This window comes from Fictibacillus sp. 18YEL24 (assembly GCF_015903855.1).
In the GTDB taxonomy this organism is placed as follows: domain Bacteria; phylum Bacillota; class Bacilli; order Bacillales; family Fictibacillaceae; genus Fictibacillus; species Fictibacillus phosphorivorans_C.
Map to the genome: position 1 here is coordinate 432,271 of NZ_JACZDT010000001.1, position 17,242 is coordinate 449,512.

The 17,242-nt window shown below is 37.9% G+C and carries 18 protein-coding genes, 1 riboswitch and 1 other annotated feature; of the genes, 5 read left to right on the forward strand and 13 right to left on the reverse strand.

Going from position 1 to position 17,242, the window contains the following annotated elements; all coding sequences use genetic code 11:
• Positions 1 to 99 precede the first annotated feature (99 nt).
• Complete coding sequence (locus HU823_RS02165) at positions 100 to 1,341, reverse strand: MFS transporter (protein ID WP_197220975.1); 1,242 nt, start codon at positions 1,339 to 1,341, stop codon at positions 100 to 102.
• Positions 1,342 to 1,508: 167 nt separating this feature from the next.
• Between HU823_RS02165 and HU823_RS02170 the strand changes: the two genes are divergently transcribed.
• Complete coding sequence (locus HU823_RS02170) at positions 1,509 to 1,937, forward strand: MarR family winged helix-turn-helix transcriptional regulator (RefSeq protein WP_197220976.1); 429 nt, start codon at positions 1,509 to 1,511, stop codon at positions 1,935 to 1,937.
• Positions 1,938 to 1,973: 36 nt separating this feature from the next.
• Here the strand turns inward: HU823_RS02170 and HU823_RS02175 are convergent, their stop codons facing one another.
• The 4 genes from HU823_RS02175 to HU823_RS02190 form a co-directional block, all read right to left on the reverse strand.
• A complete protein-coding gene (locus HU823_RS02175; RefSeq protein WP_197220977.1) occupies positions 1,974 to 2,837 on the reverse strand; it encodes a 5'-methylthioadenosine/S-adenosylhomocysteine nucleosidase in 864 nt (287 codons plus the stop codon).
• Between the two features lie 170 nt (positions 2,838 to 3,007).
• A riboswitch (purine riboswitch) is annotated at positions 3,008 to 3,111 on the reverse strand.
• A gap of 71 nt (positions 3,112 to 3,182) precedes the next feature.
• Positions 3,183 to 3,743, reverse strand: a complete 561-nt coding sequence (locus tag HU823_RS02180; RefSeq protein ID WP_197220978.1) for a GNAT family N-acetyltransferase — start codon at positions 3,741 to 3,743, stop codon at positions 3,183 to 3,185.
• 18 nt (positions 3,744 to 3,761) lie between these two features.
• Positions 3,762 to 4,232 carry an HIT family protein gene (locus HU823_RS02185; RefSeq protein ID WP_197220979.1) on the reverse strand — a complete coding sequence of 157 codons (471 nt, stop codon included), beginning with the start codon at positions 4,230 to 4,232 and terminating at the stop codon, positions 3,762 to 3,764.
• Positions 4,233 to 4,276: 44 nt separating this feature from the next.
• Entirely contained in the window at positions 4,277 to 4,726 is a 450-nt protein-coding gene (locus tag HU823_RS02190) for an NUDIX hydrolase (protein ID WP_197221367.1), read from the reverse strand.
• 116 nt (positions 4,727 to 4,842) lie between these two features.
• On the opposite strand from HU823_RS02190, the gene HU823_RS02195 reads away from it, so the two are divergent.
• Positions 4,843 to 5,925 (forward strand): nitric oxide synthase oxygenase, encoded by a 1,083-nt coding sequence (locus HU823_RS02195; protein WP_197221368.1) that lies wholly within the window; start codon positions 4,843 to 4,845, stop codon positions 5,923 to 5,925.
• Positions 5,926 to 6,037: 112 nt separating this feature from the next.
• On the forward strand, positions 6,038 to 6,961 hold the full coding sequence (locus tag HU823_RS02200; RefSeq protein WP_197220980.1) for a S66 peptidase family protein: 924 nt from the start codon (positions 6,038 to 6,040) through the stop codon (positions 6,959 to 6,961).
• Positions 6,962 to 7,185: 224 nt separating this feature from the next.
• On the opposite strand, the gene HU823_RS02205 is transcribed toward HU823_RS02200, so the two are convergent.
• From HU823_RS02205 to HU823_RS02220, 4 genes are all read right to left on the reverse strand, one after another.
• A complete protein-coding gene (locus tag HU823_RS02205; RefSeq protein WP_197220981.1) occupies positions 7,186 to 7,884 on the reverse strand; it encodes a GNAT family N-acetyltransferase in 699 nt (232 codons plus the stop codon).
• 40 nt (positions 7,885 to 7,924) lie between these two features.
• Positions 7,925 to 9,178 (reverse strand): tyrosine--tRNA ligase, encoded by a 1,254-nt coding sequence (gene tyrS, locus HU823_RS02210; RefSeq protein WP_197220982.1) that lies wholly within the window; start codon positions 9,176 to 9,178, stop codon positions 7,925 to 7,927.
• Positions 9,179 to 9,248: 70 nt separating this feature from the next.
• Positions 9,249 to 9,479, reverse strand: a binding site (T-box leader).
• A gap of 8 nt (positions 9,480 to 9,487) precedes the next feature.
• Positions 9,488 to 10,000, reverse strand: a complete 513-nt coding sequence (locus tag HU823_RS02215; RefSeq protein ID WP_197221369.1) for a MarR family transcriptional regulator — start codon at positions 9,998 to 10,000, stop codon at positions 9,488 to 9,490.
• Between the two features lie 96 nt (positions 10,001 to 10,096).
• The gene (locus tag HU823_RS02220; protein WP_197220983.1) at positions 10,097 to 11,185 is read right to left on the reverse strand and encodes a DUF3626 domain-containing protein; all 1,089 of its coding nucleotides are present in this window, start codon (positions 11,183 to 11,185) and stop codon (positions 10,097 to 10,099) included.
• A gap of 119 nt (positions 11,186 to 11,304) precedes the next feature.
• Here HU823_RS02220 and HU823_RS02225 point away from each other — a divergent pair, with 119 nt between their 5' ends.
• Complete coding sequence (locus tag HU823_RS02225; RefSeq protein ID WP_197220984.1) at positions 11,305 to 11,874, forward strand: hypothetical protein; 570 nt, start codon at positions 11,305 to 11,307, stop codon at positions 11,872 to 11,874.
• Positions 11,875 to 11,950: 76 nt separating this feature from the next.
• Here the strand turns inward: HU823_RS02225 and HU823_RS02230 are convergent, their stop codons facing one another.
• The 4 genes from HU823_RS02230 to HU823_RS02245 form a co-directional block, all read right to left on the reverse strand.
• Complete coding sequence (locus tag HU823_RS02230) at positions 11,951 to 13,177, reverse strand: cation:proton antiporter (protein ID WP_197220985.1); 1,227 nt, start codon at positions 13,175 to 13,177, stop codon at positions 11,951 to 11,953.
• Complete coding sequence (locus HU823_RS02235; protein ID WP_197220986.1) at positions 13,174 to 13,674, reverse strand: cation:proton antiporter regulatory subunit; 501 nt, start codon at positions 13,672 to 13,674, stop codon at positions 13,174 to 13,176. Before HU823_RS02235 ends, HU823_RS02230 begins: the two co-directional genes overlap by 4 nt.
• 144 nt (positions 13,675 to 13,818) lie before the next feature.
• Positions 13,819 to 14,139 (reverse strand): hypothetical protein, encoded by a 321-nt coding sequence (locus HU823_RS02240; protein ID WP_197220987.1) that lies wholly within the window; start codon positions 14,137 to 14,139, stop codon positions 13,819 to 13,821.
• A gap of 118 nt (positions 14,140 to 14,257) precedes the next feature.
• Positions 14,258 to 15,640 carry an amino acid permease gene (locus HU823_RS02245; RefSeq protein WP_197220988.1) on the reverse strand — a complete coding sequence of 461 codons (1,383 nt, stop codon included), beginning with the start codon at positions 15,638 to 15,640 and terminating at the stop codon, positions 14,258 to 14,260.
• Positions 15,641 to 15,890: 250 nt separating this feature from the next.
• Here HU823_RS02245 and HU823_RS02250 point away from each other — a divergent pair, with 250 nt between their 5' ends.
• Complete coding sequence (locus tag HU823_RS02250; RefSeq protein WP_370630035.1) at positions 15,891 to 17,144, forward strand: cation:dicarboxylate symporter family transporter; 1,254 nt, start codon at positions 15,891 to 15,893, stop codon at positions 17,142 to 17,144.
• The last annotated feature ends 98 nt before the right edge of the window (positions 17,145 to 17,242 follow it).

The window sequence follows — 17,242 nt, forward strand, 5'->3', positions numbered from 1 at the left end:
AAACTTTTGGATTCAGGATCAAAACTCGTGGATTCATCATCCAATACAATCATAAAAGCCTGCTCCAACTATTGGAGCAGGCTTTTTCACTACTGTTATTTAATGCGCTGTGTCCATTCGATCTACGTGCGCTAGATGTTTGTAGTTCCAACCGATGAATATGATTGATAAAAACACGAATCCTGCAGCTACATAAAACGGTAGATGTGGATTAAAGATCTCAGCAAGTTTTGCCGCCATATATGGAGATATTGCAGCTCCTAAAAATCGAAGAAAACTATAAGCTGCTGATGCAGTTGACCGTTCAACAGGTGCTGCTTCCATCACAGCTGTTGTTATCAAGGTATTTGTATTGCCTAATATCGCTCCAGCAAAAACGATCGATGAAATAATCACCCATTGAGTTGAAGTAAATAATCCCATGATCACAAGATCAGCTACAAACAAGAAAAGCATAATCGCCATAGATTTTACCGTTCCGAACGTTCTTTCAAGCTTTGGTGCCATAAATACGGAAGTAATCGCTAGCAGTGTTCCCCAGCCTAAGAACACATAACCTAATCCCTTTGGATGTAAGCCAAGAACAAATGGTGCGTAAGCCATGATCGTAAAAAAACCAATGTTATAAAGTGCCGCAACGATTCCGAGTACTAAGAGTGAACGATGTTTCATCGCTATAAATGGAGCGGATAGTGGTGTTTTTTTCTTTTTCACAGCTAACTGCGCATTCGGTTTAGGCATCAAAATCAAAAGAATCATGAATGCAAGAATCATGAGAGTCGAAACACCTAAAAATGGAGACCTCCATGAAATACTACCTAACGTTCCACCAAGTAAGGGTCCGATCGAGATTCCTAAACCTACGGCTGCTTCATATAAAATAATTGCCTTAGCAGTTCCGCTGCTAGAAAGAGAAACGATCGCAGCTAGTGCCGTTGCTACAAATAGTGCATTTCCTAGTCCCCAACCTGCGCGGAGTCCTACTAATGTCCAGATGTTATCTGCAAAACCTCCTAGCGCAGATACTGTCGCTATAATAAATACCCCAGTCAATAATGTTCCTTTATTTCCAAGTCTAGAAGAAACCGTGCTTGTTATAAGCATGGCAAAAGCCATTACTGCATTATAACTCGTATAAAGTAACGTCACTTCACTTGGGGAAGCTTGTAGATTTTCAGCGATCGAAGGTAAAACAGGATTGACCAATCCCATTCCCATGAAAGCTGTTATACAAGCGAAAAAAACAGCCCATACGGAGATCGGCTGATGAAATAAACTTTGATTATCAAGTGAAACTCCTGAAACCTTGGCTCCGCCAACACTTTGTGTGTTTGTTGACATTCTCACATCTCCTTTTCAATTTTACTATGACTGAAACTTATTGTACAATACAACTATATAATTGTATAGTACAACTACTTTGCTGTCAAATCATGATTCTGTTGTTGAAATGTATATGAATCGGTTATCATGTTGATAGAGTTTTGTATATAAAGGTGGCAATTACGATGAAAAATCCCATACTTGAAAAGATCGAGCTTGAGATGGCTGTCCTTGTAAGGCGCGTCACTTCGATCACATCCAAAAACAAAATCGGAAATCTAGACAGATCAGCCTACCTTCTCTTACACCAATTGTCTGTTCACGGGCCACTTGGTGTGAAGACGCTCGCTGAAAACTTGCAGCTAGATACATCTACAGTTAGTCGACAAGCTGCATCACTTGAGAAAAAAGGTTATGTGTACAAAGTTCCAGATCATGTGGACCGCCGAGCTTACTTTCTACAGTTAACAGAATCAGGGACAGAAGATTTTAATGAGTACAAAAAAGCTCGGCTTGAACGTTTTGAAGTGCTTACAGACGATTGGACGGAAGAAGAACGAGAGCAGTTTGGCCATCTGTTGAAAAAATTTAATAAAGCCATATTAGAAAAATAAACCCCGCTAAATTTGGTTAGCGGGGTTTTCCTTATGCTATTTACCTTTTTTCATAGAGATATATTTCTTAACCACTTCGAATACATAATCTTGATTTGCAGCTGCTGTCGTAGGATCATATTGACCGCCATTTGTCTTATTGTTTGAAAGCACGCGGATGCCGAGGAATGGAACATCATACGCTTTGGAAATTTGTGCAGCTGATGCACCTTCCATCTCTTCCACAGAAGTTCCAAAGTTCTCATGGAACCATTTGATACGATCAACTTCATTGTTCCAAACGTCTGCAGAACCGATCGTACCCTCTACAACTTTTCCTTTTGAATACTTATCTTTTACAGCATGAGCGGCTTTTAAAAGCTTTGCATCGCCTTCAAAATAGCGTGCTTTTTCTGCATTCGGATCTTCACCGGCACTTCCTTCTGATGCCATGAGGTCCATTGGAATCCATGATGTAGGGTGAATTCCTTCATTTGATTCTTTGTGAGGCGTCTTTAAAGATCCAAGATTAACCGTTCTTTTTCCTAAAACGATGTCAAAAACGTTTAAGCTCGGATCATGTCCTCCAGATGTACCTTGATTAATGATGGCTGCAGGTTTATATTTTTCAATTGCAATAGCTGTTGCGGCTGCGGTATTTTCCATGCCCTTACCTGTCTTTGTAACGATAACTGGATAATTATTTAGTGTCCCTTTATAAAAAACAAAGTTCCCAGACTTTTCTTCTTTTACATTCTTTAGGCGTTTTGCAAAATTCTCAGCCTCAATAGGCATCGGTCCTTGAATGATAATTGGTCGTTTTGCTTTTTCTTTTCCTGATGCTGTTTGGTTGAAATTAAATCCAGCTAACGCGGATAAGAATAAAACAGCTGCGATTGCTAATAATCCGTATTTTTTCATTGAATATTACCCTCCAGATGTCACGGATTACTCCAATATACTCAATAAAAATAGCCTAGAGAATGTAGATATGTTCTACCTCTAGACCACCAGAGTCAAAGTATCTTTAAACAATGTAATATTGCTAAATTAATGGCTGATGTACTTATTCTTAAAAAAGTCTAACTACTCAACCTGATACTTCAACTCGTAGTCCAGTTCTTTCATTGGGAACCGGGTAGAAACACTCAGACCATATTACCGAGCATATACGAGTAATTCGTTTTTATGTATGTTACTTTGATAATATAACAATAAAAGTTTTTATTTTCAACATAAAACTTAACATTAAATTATATTTTTTGTTTAATGTTCGGATTTTAAAGATAAGTCGTCACCTTTTAGCAAAGAATAGATGAATAGATCATCAAATTTGCCACATGTGTATTCATAATGTCTTAACAATCCTTCTTTAAGAAAACCAACCCTCTCTACTAGACTCTGTGATGAAATATTATCGGGCTCTATTAGTGCTTCGATTCGTTCCAATTTCATTTGTTCAAATCCATATATTACAACTGCTTCTAACGCTTCTCGAGCAACACCTTTTCCCCAATATTCTTTATTCAATTCAAATCCTACTTCTGTGCGAAAGTGCTTAGCATTTCTATTCAGAAATCCACAACTTCCGATTACTCTATCGGTATTCTTTAATGTGATTCCCCATCGAATCCCTGTTTGTTCTTTTAAGATAGAATGATACCACTCTATTTCTTCATAGACCGCTTCAACCGTTTGATAAGGTTCGAGGCCCATATGTTTTACAACTTCAGAGTCCGATAGATAAGAAAACATATCCCTCGCATCTTCATGAGTTACCTTTCTTAAGAACAAACGGTTCGTTTCAATTATAGGATGGTCACTCATTTCATTCATTTCCTTTCTTTAACGAATTGTCACAGAAATCAATTTACTTAGTTCCGCATACAAACGGTTCTTCATTTCTTCCAACTCATCTTGAGAAGGTCTTATATTGTCTGAGAACATCTCCTCCCTATCTACCCACCATACAGGACCTTTAACGGGTGAGTCATTTTCTCTTCGTGGAAACAAATGCCAGTGAAGATGAGAATCACCATTTCCTAATAATTCATAGTTTAATTTTTCAGCGTTAAATGCGTTATAAACCGCTTCAGCTACTATACTCATCTCATGTAAGAAGGTCTTCTTCACTTCTGATTCTAAAAAATGCAGTTCTGTCTTATGTTGTTTTGAAAGAAATAGCGTATATCCTCTAAAATATTGATGATCTCCAATCACGACGAAACCTGTCTCTAACTCTGCTACAAAATATGGATTTGTTCCATTTTGAATCATCTCAATCCGTTCACAAATTAAACAACCTGTCCGAGTCATTCTTTTTACCTCCATTAATTTTCATAGTTTATCATAATTTTCCTTTAATATCTGTTTATACTGGTTAATCTTGTATGTAGTTCCCATAGTGCTGTTTTGTTGCTATCCCATTTTAACAGGGAGACAGCTTCTTCATAGCTAGCCCATTTGTACGCAGTATGCTCTTTAGATAGATTCAATCTTTGATCATAGACTTCTAAACCAAATGAGTACTCCGGTATAACGAACATTTCTTCTCCCCAAAGAAAATAACCTACTACGTGTAATACTGGCAAAGAAGTTATTGAATCTAATTGGATTAACCGGCAATCTTCACCTAGACCTGTTTCTTCAAAGGCTTCTCTCCTAGCTGACTGTTCAGGGGTCTCACCCATTTCTCCGCCACCAGCAACAGCTTGCCAGTAACCCATATCTGAACGTTTAAAAATGCAATATTCAATACCATGTTCTTTCAAAACAAAAGGAATAACCAAAACCTGGTAAGGTGCTCTCATTCCCAATGATTCCCCTCCTTCATGTTCTATTTTTGTAACACTTACAAGCGGTATTTCTTTGTAAACTAGGCTATTATAATAATACACTTATTTTTGTTGGGGGCTTTATTTTGGAAATGAATCTTTTACAAGAAGCAACAGAGTTCATCACTTCCTGTTATCAGGAATTAAATAAAACACAGAGTGAGATTGATGATCGAATTTATGAAATCACAAAAGAAGTTCAAAAAGATGGTACATATAAACACTTATCTTTTGAGATCGATTATGGCGCAAAAGTAGCGTGGCGCAACAGCAATCGATGTATTGGGAGATTATTTTGGGACCAGATGCATACGTTCGATCGGCGACATGTTGAAACAGAAGAAGAAATTTTTATGGCAATCATAGATCACATGAAATATGCGACAAACGATGGACGAATTCGGCCAACGATAACCATCTTCCCTCCACAAACAAAGAAACACCATGTACGCATATGGAATCATCAATTGATTCGATATGCGGGCTATCAAATGGAGAATGGTATGATTGGAGATCCTTCTTCCATTGAATTTACAGAAAAATGCATAGAGCTCGGTTGGGAACCAAAATACGGAAATTTTGATATCCTGCCCATTGTAATTCAAGTAAACAACAATCTTCCTAAGTTATTTGAACTTCCACAGTCTTCAACTTTAGAAGTAGAGATCCGTCACCCTGAGTTTGATTGGTTTCAAGATCTAGATCTAAAATGGTACGGTGTACCTTTTATATCTGACATGGCTCTTGAGATTGGCGGACTTCGCTACACGGCAGCTCCATTCAATGGCTGGTATATGGGGACCGAAATCGGTGCTCGAAATCTAGCCGATGAAGAGCGGTACAACATGCTACCAAAGATTGCTTCATGCATGGGTATAGATACAAAAAGCTCAATTTCTCTTTGGAAAGATAAAGCACTTGTTGAGCTAAACATCGCTGTATTGCATTCATTTCGAGAAGATGGTGTTAGTATCGTAGATCATCATACGGCAGCTCAACAGTTCAAAAAATTTGAAGAGAAAGAATCAGAGAGTGGTAGAAATGTTACAGGTAACTGGGCTTGGCTTATACCTCCTATGAGCCCTGCAACGACACATATTTTTCATAAGCCTTACAAAAATGATATTGTAAAACCCAATTACTTTTACCAAGCTAAACCATATTCTAATAAATAATAGCTGTTACATGAAACGTTCAGAACGAGTCTTCTGGGCGTTTTTTCATACATTCTCTACACCCCAATATAATAGCTTATAGGAGTTTGGTTCTCCGAGAGGAGCTGTTAGGATGTCGATTAAACCGCAGCAATTACTGCAAGGCGACACCATTGGAATTGTTACATTGGGTAGCCCGCTTGATGCGAAAATAATTAATCAAGGAATCGCGATGTTGAAAGACATGGGTTTCCAAGTAATCGTAGGCGATTATGTATACGCAACAAATGGTTTTTTGTCAGGAACCCCAGAGCAACGGGCATCAGATTTGATGAAGATGTTTCAAAACGATCAGGTTAAGTTGATCCTTCCAACACGAGGTGGTGTGGGAGTAGCAAGTATCCTTCCCTATCTCGATTACAATATAATCAGAACCAACCCAAAGATCATCTCAGGATACAGTGATATAACCATCTTAATAAATGTGCTATATCAACTAGCTGATCTGGTTACGTTTCAAAGTTTGATGCTTTTAGATTTCCGATCAAGTACTCCAACCTATAATTTTAGCCAATTTTTCAATAGCATCACTCGAACAACTGCGCCATGGCAGGTTATGAATCCACCGAATATTCCCCTCATAAGTAAAGTTGCAGGTAACGTAACAGGAGTAATTGTAGGTGGTAACCTTACATCCTTTGTCGATTGTTTAGGAACTCCTTATGAGATTGACACGAAAGGTAAAATTTTATTTCTTGAAGAAACGCATGAACCGGTAAATACCGTTTATAGATATTTAAACCACTTAAAGATTGCTGGGAAATTCGATGATTGTATCGGTATCATCATCGGAGAATGTACAAAATGTGAACCTGCATATGGAAAAACATTTGAAAATGTAATCGATGAATTTCTTGTTCCACTCGGCAAACCACTCATGACGAATTTAACAAGTGCACACGGCTATTATAAAGCGGCGATCCCGCTAGGTGTAAATGTGAATATGAATACGATCAATCGGAGTTTGACTGTTATGGAGCCTACGGTTAGTACTTAAATGGCGATATTTGAATCTCATTACGATAAAATTCAATAAAAGTTATTTAGAAAACCATTCCCATCTTTCTATTGATCAAACTTGATGCAGAACAAATCGTAGAAGAAGTAACCATGACTATATGTTTAAATAACAGTTTCATAAAGACTTTAACAAAAAAACACAAGGCTACTTCATTATGAGTAGTGCCTTGTGCTTTTATTTGTAAATTGATGTAATCATTCTTAGTTACAGAACAGATTGGATTTCTCTAAGTTCATCTTGTTATAAGAACGATTAAGAACCTCTTTTACAATACCGTTACCGTGATGATACTTCTCCAAGTACATAGCTTTTACGATTCGTTTAACTTCGGATACTGACCGTTCTTGTTTCGTTAAAGTTTTTATGAATAAATGCAGAGGCACATCTACACCGTCATCATGTATGGGTGGCTGAAGATAAAGAAAATCCTCAACTTTGTAAAACCCATTCCTCATAAAAAAATTCGTTCGTTTTACGCAGTCATCCTTTTCTTTTTCGCTATGAACCATCTCTGGCGTTTCAGTCTCCAGTACGATGGCATCTAGTGATTTATATCCTGCAGCAATACTATCTTGTTGAAGAACTTCTTCAATTCTTTGAAGAGATTGTGCTCCTAAACCTTTGCTTCTCACTTTAGGATTCGTAACAAGGTATACAATAAATCCTGTGTTCACGTCAGCTAAATAATGAGCCGTAACTAAACTGACTAACACTTCATCCTGAAATCCAACTAGAAAATGATACTGATTCGGCAAATGCGTTTCAGCATTATTCAAACTTTGAAGAAAGACTGATTTCGGTTCCCGTACCTCAATTGGAAAAGATTGCTCATACAAAGTGAGAGCTTCTTGCAATTTTTCTTGATTTGAATGCGTTACTTCTTTCCATATGATTTCCATTTTGATTGACCACCTTTTACCTACATGTTTCAATGGTTTCTCATTCTTTATTCAATGAGATTTTCACAAATTTACGTTTACCGACTTGAATGACCATCCCCTCAGATAAGAGGAGGCGAGTACTTGTATCTTCCACTTTCTCATTATCTACTTTAACACCACGGTTACTGATCATCTTGCGTGCCTCACTTTTTGATGAAAGCAACTTTAAGTCAACAATTAGATCAATGATGGAGATCTCTTTAGGACCATTCCATTGGAAGACTGGAATATCCGTTGGCAAAGCGCCTTGTTGAAAAACGGAAACAAAATGCTTTTCTGACTCTTCTGCTGCTTCTTGGCCATGGTACATGCGGACAATCGTTCGAGCAAGAAGCATCTTTGCATCACGAGGGTGTAACTTTCCATTCTCAACATCTGCTTTGATAGCATTTATTTCTTCTGTATTTAAATCTGTTACCAGTTCAAAGTATTTGATCATGAGTGTATCGGGAATGGACATCGACTTTCCGTACATGTCCTGCGGAGCTTCATCAATCCCAATGTAGTTTTTCTTCGATTTCGACATTTTATCAACGCCATCAAGTCCTTCTAGAAGCGGCATGAGCATAGCAACCTGCTTTTCTTTACCAAACTTCTCTTGGTAGTGTCTTCCCATTAGAATGTTAAAGTGCTGATCCGTTCCACCTAATTCAACATCACATTCCAGCATAACAGAATCGTAACCTTGCATGAGCGGGTAGAAGAATTCATGCAGCGAAATTGGCTTTCCTGTTGAGATTCGCTCATCAAAATCGTCTCGTTCCAACAATCTTGCCACCGTAATTTTACCAGCAAGATTGATCACATCTTCAAAATTCAAACTAGAAAGCCACTTAGAATTGTAATGCAGCTCTACTTTTTCCATATCTATTATTTTACCAAACTGTTCGAAATACGTTTTCGCGTTGTGCTCTACTTCTTCTGTCGTCAACTGTTTCCTAGCAACGGATTTTCCTGTAGGGTCACCGATCTTTCCTGTAAAATCTCCAATGATTAATTGAATGATATGACCATTCTGCTGAAACTGTCTTAATTTGTTCAAAACAACCGTGTGACCAAGATGTACATCTGGAGCTGAAGGATCGAGTCCAAGCTTAATTTTTAAAGGACGATTCTCTAAAATAGACTTAGCTACTTTGGTTTCTAGCTCTTCAGTCGGAATAATATCTTGAACACCTTGTTTATAGATTTTCATCTGCCTCTTCACTTCAATTTGTTGCTTCTCATTGAGCTGTTCCATAACTTGATTCATTCTATTGTCCTCCTTTTAAGAATTCAAAATGTATTATTTATAAAATATAAAAAAGACCACATCCCTATAATGAAGGGACGTGGTCTAACTTTTACACGCGGTACCACCCTAATTGAAGAAAACATTCTTCCACTCAAATGTAAATAACGGTACTCCCGTTCTTCTTCTGTTTAGTTACAAACATTACAAAGAAAGCTCTTGGAAATGTAATTCACATGATCTTTGTGCTGATTCACACCAACCACCAGCTCTCTAGAAACAGGGAGATCATTGCTACTGCGTTTCCTGTCATCGCATTTTTATATGAAATTAAAAATCATTCTCTCGTATAACTCTTCTCAGCAAGCTTGATATTACTTTCTGCTCTTCAATGGACAAAGAAGAGACCACTTCCACTTCACCTTCATGGAACCTTGGATATAGTTCTTCCATCACTTTTCTGCCTTTATCAGTCAAAACAACACATGTGATGCGTCGATCTCGATTGTCCACCTTACGATAACACAACTCTTTTCGTTCTAATGTATTCGTGATATTACTTATGGTCGCTTTTGAAACACCTGCAGAAAGCGCTAATTTTTTTGTTTCAACAGAATCCCATATCCACAAATCATAGAGAATAGAAAATGACGTCCAGGACAACCCATGCTTCGCTAATACTTCGCGTTCCATTTTATTGCGTAGCCCTTGAGCTGCTCGATACAGATTTGTTACTACCGTAATAGAGTGCAGATTGAGGGATTCAATCGGGGCTTTCGTCAATTGATTGATGGTGTCCTTCTCTTCCGGTAATAACTCGCCGTACTCATCAAAAGAATAGATATGATCCACTCCTTATCAATTTTCAAAATCGTTAGCATTGAAACGATATTAACAGATTAACATGTATATTGCAAGGTCTTGGTGATTGAATAACCATTATTTTTTTACAAATGGTTTACCATACTTCACTAAAACGTGCCACAGTAGCTTCAACTCTTGTAAGACTTCACTTTGCGTTCCTCTGTCCGTCCAAGTCCCTGGATTTCTCGTTAAATCCATTACAGCTTCACCTATAAGATGTGCATCAATCACTTGATTTTTAGCGATTCTTTTTGCTAAGGACGGCATTTCAGATCCTCGAAAATCTGAAGGAACATGATCTACAGCCAATTGAAATCCAGAATGATAATAAAGCTTAATACCATATTTTGTACAAAGGATTGATAGTGTATCTCCAACCTTCGTTCCAATAAATGAAGGATCAGCAACCAGGATTTCTACATCTTCTTTTAGTGAAAGATTACCGTGAACTTGTGCTTCAATATAATGATTTAAATTTCGATGCACTTGTTTGTTAGCGGGATCTCGAAAAGGCATTTCGATATTATGAACAAGGTGCTGGATCAAAGAACTCACCTTAAGATTAGGTTCTCCTAACGCATAATCTCTCGTAAAGATTTCTTCAAACAATGCGGCTATTATCATATCGAACTCTCCATAAGTTCCCTTTTCTTTTGGATTTTGATGAGAGTCCAAGTAAGTATAAGTAGCTCTTTTTGAAACTTCAGGTTTGAGTAAGAAGTAACATGAGCCAAAACGCGGCGCTGGTCCATCTGGATGATTCATGATGTTTAACGCACCATACTTTGCTCGTTCCTTAAGAGTCGTACCACTTGTCTGGTAAGCTCCTCCAAATAATTGTTCTTCCCACTGATCACGCAATCCTCCGGTATATGCAGAAACACTACCGTTTGAGAGCAGCGTTTCAAACTGACTTTTATAGATTCCTTCATGATATAAGGCTTCTGCGATACTTATCATAGTTGAGCTTGGTCGATCTGGGTGAAAGTGAAGGGCGATGCGAGCGTATTCTTTAAGTTTACGAACGGCCTGATGAAAAACATCATCTGTGATGTTGGACATTCTTAATAGGTGTTGAATCGTCGCTTGAGCATCATCTTTTTGTTGTGCTGCGTAACGCTCAACATAATATATGGCAAGTTGTTGGGCTTGAGTTAATCTCATACAATACTCTCCTTGTCTGCCGGTAAATACTTTTATTTGAGGACATTTGAGTTGGAATTTCACTCTAATGAATAGTGGTTTAGCTTTATTGAATACATTTTATAAAGGAGAGGATGATTATGAGTAATAAAAAAAAGAAAAGAATCACAGGATCCAGGAGCTTTAAAACTCCGAGTACATTTCCTCTCATCTTACTTTTAGTGATTCTGCTATTCTCTGCTTTTAGTTTATTATTTTTATCTTCGACAGCGTTTCAAGATCACCTTGTTTTGTCTGAGCTTTTCATGTTTTTATCCATGTCACTGCTATCACTTTTGATGGGCATAGTCGCGTGTTATTCAAGAATGAAGAATATATTAGAACGAATTCTTATTCCACTTGTAATCTTTGGCTCAAGTGCAGTATCAATTGCTTTTGCACACACCACGTTTCAGTTATACGAAGACATTGATGACTATGAAGCTAGAAACTTCAACGTAGTAGAAGGCATCCCTTCATCCTTAACGTATGACAGTTCTAAGAATGGTATCGATTATATTTCTTCTATAACGATACATCATAAGAAAGTTAAAGTATCTCATTTAAATATTACAGCGAAACATTACAAAGTTTACTTTAAAGAAAAATCCATACGATTAAACTATTTAACTCATAGTAAGTTCGCTGTAACTATTGGAAAAGGCGATTAAGTATTTCATTTGTGTATGATACGAAAGAAAACACAGCTCTCTTGATAGAGACGCTGTGTTTTCTCTTCATACATACTCAATTTGCTTTCTTTTGAAGATTAGGCTTTTCTTCTTTCTTCCATTTGAAGATCCTATTTAATGCACCATAAATTTTCTTTGACTCTTTTGTAAGCAACGGACCAAGTATCGCCAAGATCAAAACATATAGTGCTGAGAATGGTTTTAGTACAGATGCCAAACCACCTGCCATACCAATGTTAGCTACGATGATTGAGAATTCTCCTCTTGAAACAATCGTCAGTCCGATGTTGGACGAAGCTTTATGAGACAGTCCAGCCTTTCTCCCAGCGATCATACCTGCTACAAAGTTTCCGATGATCGTGATCAGAACAGCTCCAAGTGCTAGCCATACGGCTCCACCTAGCGTAAACGGATCTATACTTAAACCAAAGCTGAAAAAGAAAATCGCTCCAAAGAAATCTCGGAACGGTATAACCATCTTCTCAATACGTTCACTATGTTCAGTTTCAGAAAACACAAGTCCTAACAGAAGAGCACCAATCGCTTCTGCTACATGGATTGTTTCTGAAAATCCTGCGATAAAGAACAACGAGGCGAAAATCACGATAATGAAAATTTCGTTCGATGTGATATTAAGGAGTCTATTTAAATGCTTCGTACACGTTCTCGCAATAACAAAGAACAAAATCATATATCCAAATGCAATGAATATGGATTTAGTCACGCCTAGAACAGAAGTCGCATCTCCTAACACTAACCCTGAAATGATAGATAGATAAACGGCCAAGAATATATCTTCGAACATGATGATTCCGAGGATCAGTTCTGTTTCAGGATTCGCAGTACGCCGCAGATCAACGATGATCTTTGCGACGATCGCACTAGAAGAAATGGTGATAATTCCAGCTATGATCAGAACCTCTAATAGAGGAAAACCCATGATATAGGCATAAACCAATCCTAATGTGAAGTTTATGAGGATGTAGATACTTCCCCCAACAGCGATGTTTTTTCCAGAGCGAACTAACTTACCGACCGAAAACTCTAAACCAAGATAGAAAAGCAGGAACAAGACACCTATCCTACCAAAGAAGGTAATGATCTCGTTGCTGTTAATAAACGTAAAATCCAGAACGCCAATAACAGGGGCATGCGGACCTACAATCATACCAAATATGATGAGAAACGGAATGATGGAGAAGTTTAATTTATTAGCGAGTAAAGCAGCAAGCGCGATGATGATTAGAGCTGTACCAACTTCTAGTACAAGGTGATTTGTCATTCACTGCTCACCTCAGCTGAAAACATCTCCTTAATGATTCGTTTAACACCAGGTCTTTCGCCTGAAATAACTAGCATATCTCCAGAATCAATCATCGTTTCTGGACCAGGGTTCAATACTTTCTCATTTCCTTTGATGATCGCTATAACAGACACTTCGTATTTTTGACGTATATCTAACTCTCCGATCGTTTTTCCAACTGCAAACGCATTAGAATCAACACGATACCACTCAATCATGAGTTCATCAAATGCCATTTCAATCGTTTCAAGTGCTTTTGGCCGATAGATCATTCCGCCGATAATAGCAGCAAACTGTCTAGCTTCGGTATCACTTAACGTAACCGAAGATAGACTTTCTTCATAATCATGTTTGTCAAAATGATAGATCTCTCTTCTTCCATCATCATGAACAATGACGACGACTTTATCCCTATTCGCGATCTCCACTTCAAACTTTCTGCCGATTCCAGGTAATTCAGTTTCTTTAACGATCATAACTATCTCCCTTTGTTTGTTTTTTAAGCACGACAAAGAAACGTCCGGAAACATGTTTTTTCGAAACGTGCTATAAATAATATGGTTTTGCTAAATAAACCTTACTTTGAAGGCTTTTTAAAAGTTTTGGGATTGTTATGATTGTCAGAGGTAATTCGATTGAAATTGATAGGGGGTAAGACGTACAATCTTGTTGTTCACTTGGCTGTATGATGGGAATACATAATCATCATGTGATTCTTCAAACGGTATTTGGTTATCCGTATAAACAGCTTTTACGGATTTTTTTAACTTCTTACTTTTGGTTGGATATTCGCCAATGATCGTTGATTCATCGATCGACGCTGAGGATAGTTCATAAACGTCATTTTGAGGCGGCGAAAAAAGATTTTCCATATTGTAGTTAGGAAAAAGTGATGTAAACGCAAATACATACAATAAAGCCAATAAAGATATTCTCCGCAATTTCTTACTCCCCCCTTTCTTTTTTCCTACTAAAAGTATAACACGAAACAACGCGTTTCTGAAGTAAAGTGAAAAAGCCACCTTATTAAAGGCAGCTTTTCTCACTATCAATCTCTTTCTATTTCGTTGTGTTTAAGCGGCTGTGACGATAACCGTAACTAAAATAAAGAACAAGTCCGATCACAAGCCAAACGACGAAGCCTTTCCAAGTGAATGCTGAGAGTTGAAGCATAAGATAAACACAGAAAATAATGGCTAAGGCTGGAATCAATGGAACCCAAGGGGTTTTAAAGCCTCGTTCGATGTCAGGCCGAGTTTTTCTAAGAACGGCAACTCCTAAAGATACTGTTGCAAAAGCAAACAAAGTACCAATACTCGTAAGTTCTGCAAGTTTGTCTAATGGAACGAATCCAGCAAATAAGGCCACAAGCAATCCAGTTGTCCATGTACTCGGAAGTGGTACTTTCGTTCTTGGATGTACCGCGGACAGTTTACTTGGAAGAAGCCCATCACGGCTCATTGCATAAAACAATCTAGTCTGACCGAACATCATAACAATTAACACCGTTGTAATACCTACAATTGCACCCAATGAGATAAAACCTGCTGCCCAATCTTGACCGATAAATTGCAGAGCAAAAGCTACAGGATCTTTTACATTAAGCATGTTATAAGGAACAATTCCAGTGAGAATGAGTGAAACTACTATATAGATGACTGTACAGATTGCCAATGCAGAGATAATACCGATTGGTAAGTTTCGTTGTGGGTTCTTTACTTCCTCTGCAGCTGTAGATACTGCATCAAAACCAAAATATGCAAAAACAACTACTGCAGCCCCTGTCACTACACCCGAGAATCCAAAAGGAACAAACGGCTCCCAGTTAGCAGGTTCTACATACCAAACGCCTACAGCGATGAATAAGAGAATGACAGCAACTTTCACAATAACCATAATGGAATTAAATTTGGCTGATTCTTTTACACCTCTTGATAGAAGAAGTGTGACGAGCAAAATTATCATAACTGCAGGTAAATCAATATAAGTTCCTTTTGAAGGATCAAAAGCACTTGTTATAGCTGTTGGAAGATGTATTCCAAAGCCGGTTAAAAGGCTTTGAAAATACCCTGACCATCCACTCGCTACAGCTGATGAAGCGAGCCCATATTCCAGTACGAGATCCCAGCCTAGAATCCAAGCAAAAATCTCTCCGAATGCTACATAACTGTAAGTGTAAGCACTACCCGATTGTGGAATCATAGATGCGAATTCGGAATAACAAAGTGCCGCAAAAACGCAAGCAAGCCCTGCAATTATAAATGATAGAATTAGAGCTGGACCCGCATATTTTGCAGCTGCGACCCCAGTCAGTACAAAGACCCCCGTTCCAATGATGGCCCCTACTCCGAGCATCGTAAGGTCGACTGCACCAAGAACACGATTTAAAGATTGGTCACTGCTTTGATTAGTAGTTAATAATTTTTTTCTAAATAAGTTCATAAGGCCTCCAATAAATGTCGATTAAAGTCGAATAACGCTTTTGTAATTTTACAAGCATTTATTATTTTTGTAAACATTAAAATTTTCAAACATTTCTATTAAATTAAAATGAGTATCTTCTTCTTCGTTCCATCCTTTATTCATTGCCATTTTTTTGCTTTGACAACCATTCCTTTTACTCGCTAAAATGTCTTTTATGTGGCAACTCAGATTACTAACATCAAGAAGAAGGTGACTTAATGTGAAAAAAATACGAATTAGTCTTGCGTGGCAGATTTTAATAGGACTAGCATTCGGTATTCTAATCGGTGCACTGTTTTATGGAAATGAAACGGTTCAAGGATATTTACAACCGATCGGTGATATCTTTATTCGATTGATTAAAATGATCGTTGTACCTATTGTTGTTTCAAGTCTTATCGTTGGTGTAGCGAGTGTCGGTGACATCAAACAACTAGGACGTCTCGGTGGAAAAACGATTTTGTATTTTGAAATTATAACAACTTTGGCAATCGTAATTGGTCTATTCATCGCAAACATATTCCAACCTGGAGCAGGAGTGGATATGAAATCGTTAACAAAAGGTGATATTTCGAGCTATGTGGAGACAACAGAATCTGTTGAAAGTCACGGCTTTGCAGAAACTTTCTTAAACATAGTACCCACTAACCTTTTCGAATCATTAGCTGAAGGAGATATGTTGGCAATCATCTTCTTCTCCGTACTATTCGGACTTGGAATTGCAGCGATCGGTGAAAAAGGTAAACCAGTATTGGCCTTTTTCCAAGGAACAGCTGACGCTATGTTCTATATTACCAATCAAATCATGAAGCTTGCTCCATTCGGTGTATTCGCACTAATCGGTGTTACTGTTTCTAAGTTTGGTATTGAATCACTCGTACCTTTAAGTAAACTCGTTCTAGTCGTCTATGGGGCAATGTTCTTCTTTGTCATCGTCGTTTTAGGTGGCGTTGCAGCGATGGTCAAGGTAAATATATTTACGTTGATCAAAATATTGAAAGACGAACTGATCTTAGCCTACTCAACAGCTAGTTCAGAAACAGTATTACCAAAAATCATGGAAAAGATGGAAAAGTTCGGGTGTCCAAAAGCCATTACTTCTTTCGTCATTCCTACTGGTTACTCGTTCAACCTAGACGGATCCACTCTCTATCAAGCCATTGCAGCACTATTTATCGCGCAAATGTACGGGATTGAAATAACAATTGCAGAACAGATCTCGCTATTACTCGTATTGATGGTAACATCAAAAGGGATCGCAGGCGTTCCAGGTGTTTCATTCGTCGTTCTTTTAGCAACACTTGGTACAGTTGGAATTCCATTAGAAGGTCTTGCGTTCATTGCGGGTATCGATCGAATCCTCGATATGGCGCGGACAGCTGTAAACGTAGTAGGAAACTCGTTAGCTGCTGTTGTGATGTCCAAATGGGAAGGTAAATTCAATCCTATTAAAGCACAAGAGTATCAACAAGAAGTCAGCTAATTTTAATAAGAAACGAATTTTAATGAAAAACCGTGTGAGTCTTATAATGCTCACACGGTTTTTATTATGTAAAAGTAAAAAAGAACCCAGTTGGGTTC

Excerpts from the sequence above, each read along its gene's own strand:
- HU823_RS02220 (WP_197220983.1), bottom strand. The coding sequence starts at position 11,185 with ATGAGATTAACTCAAGCCCAACAACTTGCCATATATTATGTTGAGCGT.
- HU823_RS02170 (WP_197220976.1), top strand. The coding sequence starts at position 1,509 with ATGAAAAATCCCATACTTGAAAAGATCGAGCTTGAGATGGCTGTCCTT.
- HU823_RS02195 (WP_197221368.1), top strand. The coding sequence starts at position 4,843 with ATGAATCTTTTACAAGAAGCAACAGAGTTCATCACTTCCTGTTATCAG.
- HU823_RS02175 (WP_197220977.1), bottom strand. The coding sequence starts at position 2,837 with ATGAAAAAATACGGATTATTAGCAATCGCAGCTGTTTTATTCTTATCC.
- HU823_RS02200 (WP_197220980.1), top strand. The coding sequence starts at position 6,038 with ATGTCGATTAAACCGCAGCAATTACTGCAAGGCGACACCATTGGAATT.
- HU823_RS02165 (WP_197220975.1), bottom strand. The coding sequence starts at position 1,341 with ATGTCAACAAACACACAAAGTGTTGGCGGAGCCAAGGTTTCAGGAGTT.
- HU823_RS02205 (WP_197220981.1), bottom strand. The coding sequence starts at position 7,884 with ATGGAAATCATATGGAAAGAAGTAACGCATTCAAATCAAGAAAAATTG.
- tyrS (WP_197220982.1), bottom strand. The coding sequence starts at position 9,178 with ATGAATCAAGTTATGGAACAGCTCAATGAGAAGCAACAAATTGAAGTG.
- HU823_RS02235 (WP_197220986.1), bottom strand. The coding sequence starts at position 13,674 with ATGATCGTTAAAGAAACTGAATTACCTGGAATCGGCAGAAAGTTTGAA.
- HU823_RS02245 (WP_197220988.1), bottom strand. The coding sequence starts at position 15,640 with ATGAACTTATTTAGAAAAAAATTATTAACTACTAATCAAAGCAGTGAC.
- HU823_RS02225 (WP_197220984.1), top strand. The coding sequence starts at position 11,305 with ATGAGTAATAAAAAAAAGAAAAGAATCACAGGATCCAGGAGCTTTAAA.
- HU823_RS02185 (WP_197220979.1), bottom strand. The coding sequence starts at position 4,232 with ATGACTCGGACAGGTTGTTTAATTTGTGAACGGATTGAGATGATTCAA.
- HU823_RS02180 (WP_197220978.1), bottom strand. The coding sequence starts at position 3,743 with ATGAGTGACCATCCTATAATTGAAACGAACCGTTTGTTCTTAAGAAAG.
- HU823_RS02190 (WP_197221367.1), bottom strand. The coding sequence starts at position 4,726 with ATGAGAGCACCTTACCAGGTTTTGGTTATTCCTTTTGTTTTGAAAGAA.
- HU823_RS02230 (WP_197220985.1), bottom strand. The coding sequence starts at position 13,177 with ATGACAAATCACCTTGTACTAGAAGTTGGTACAGCTCTAATCATCATC.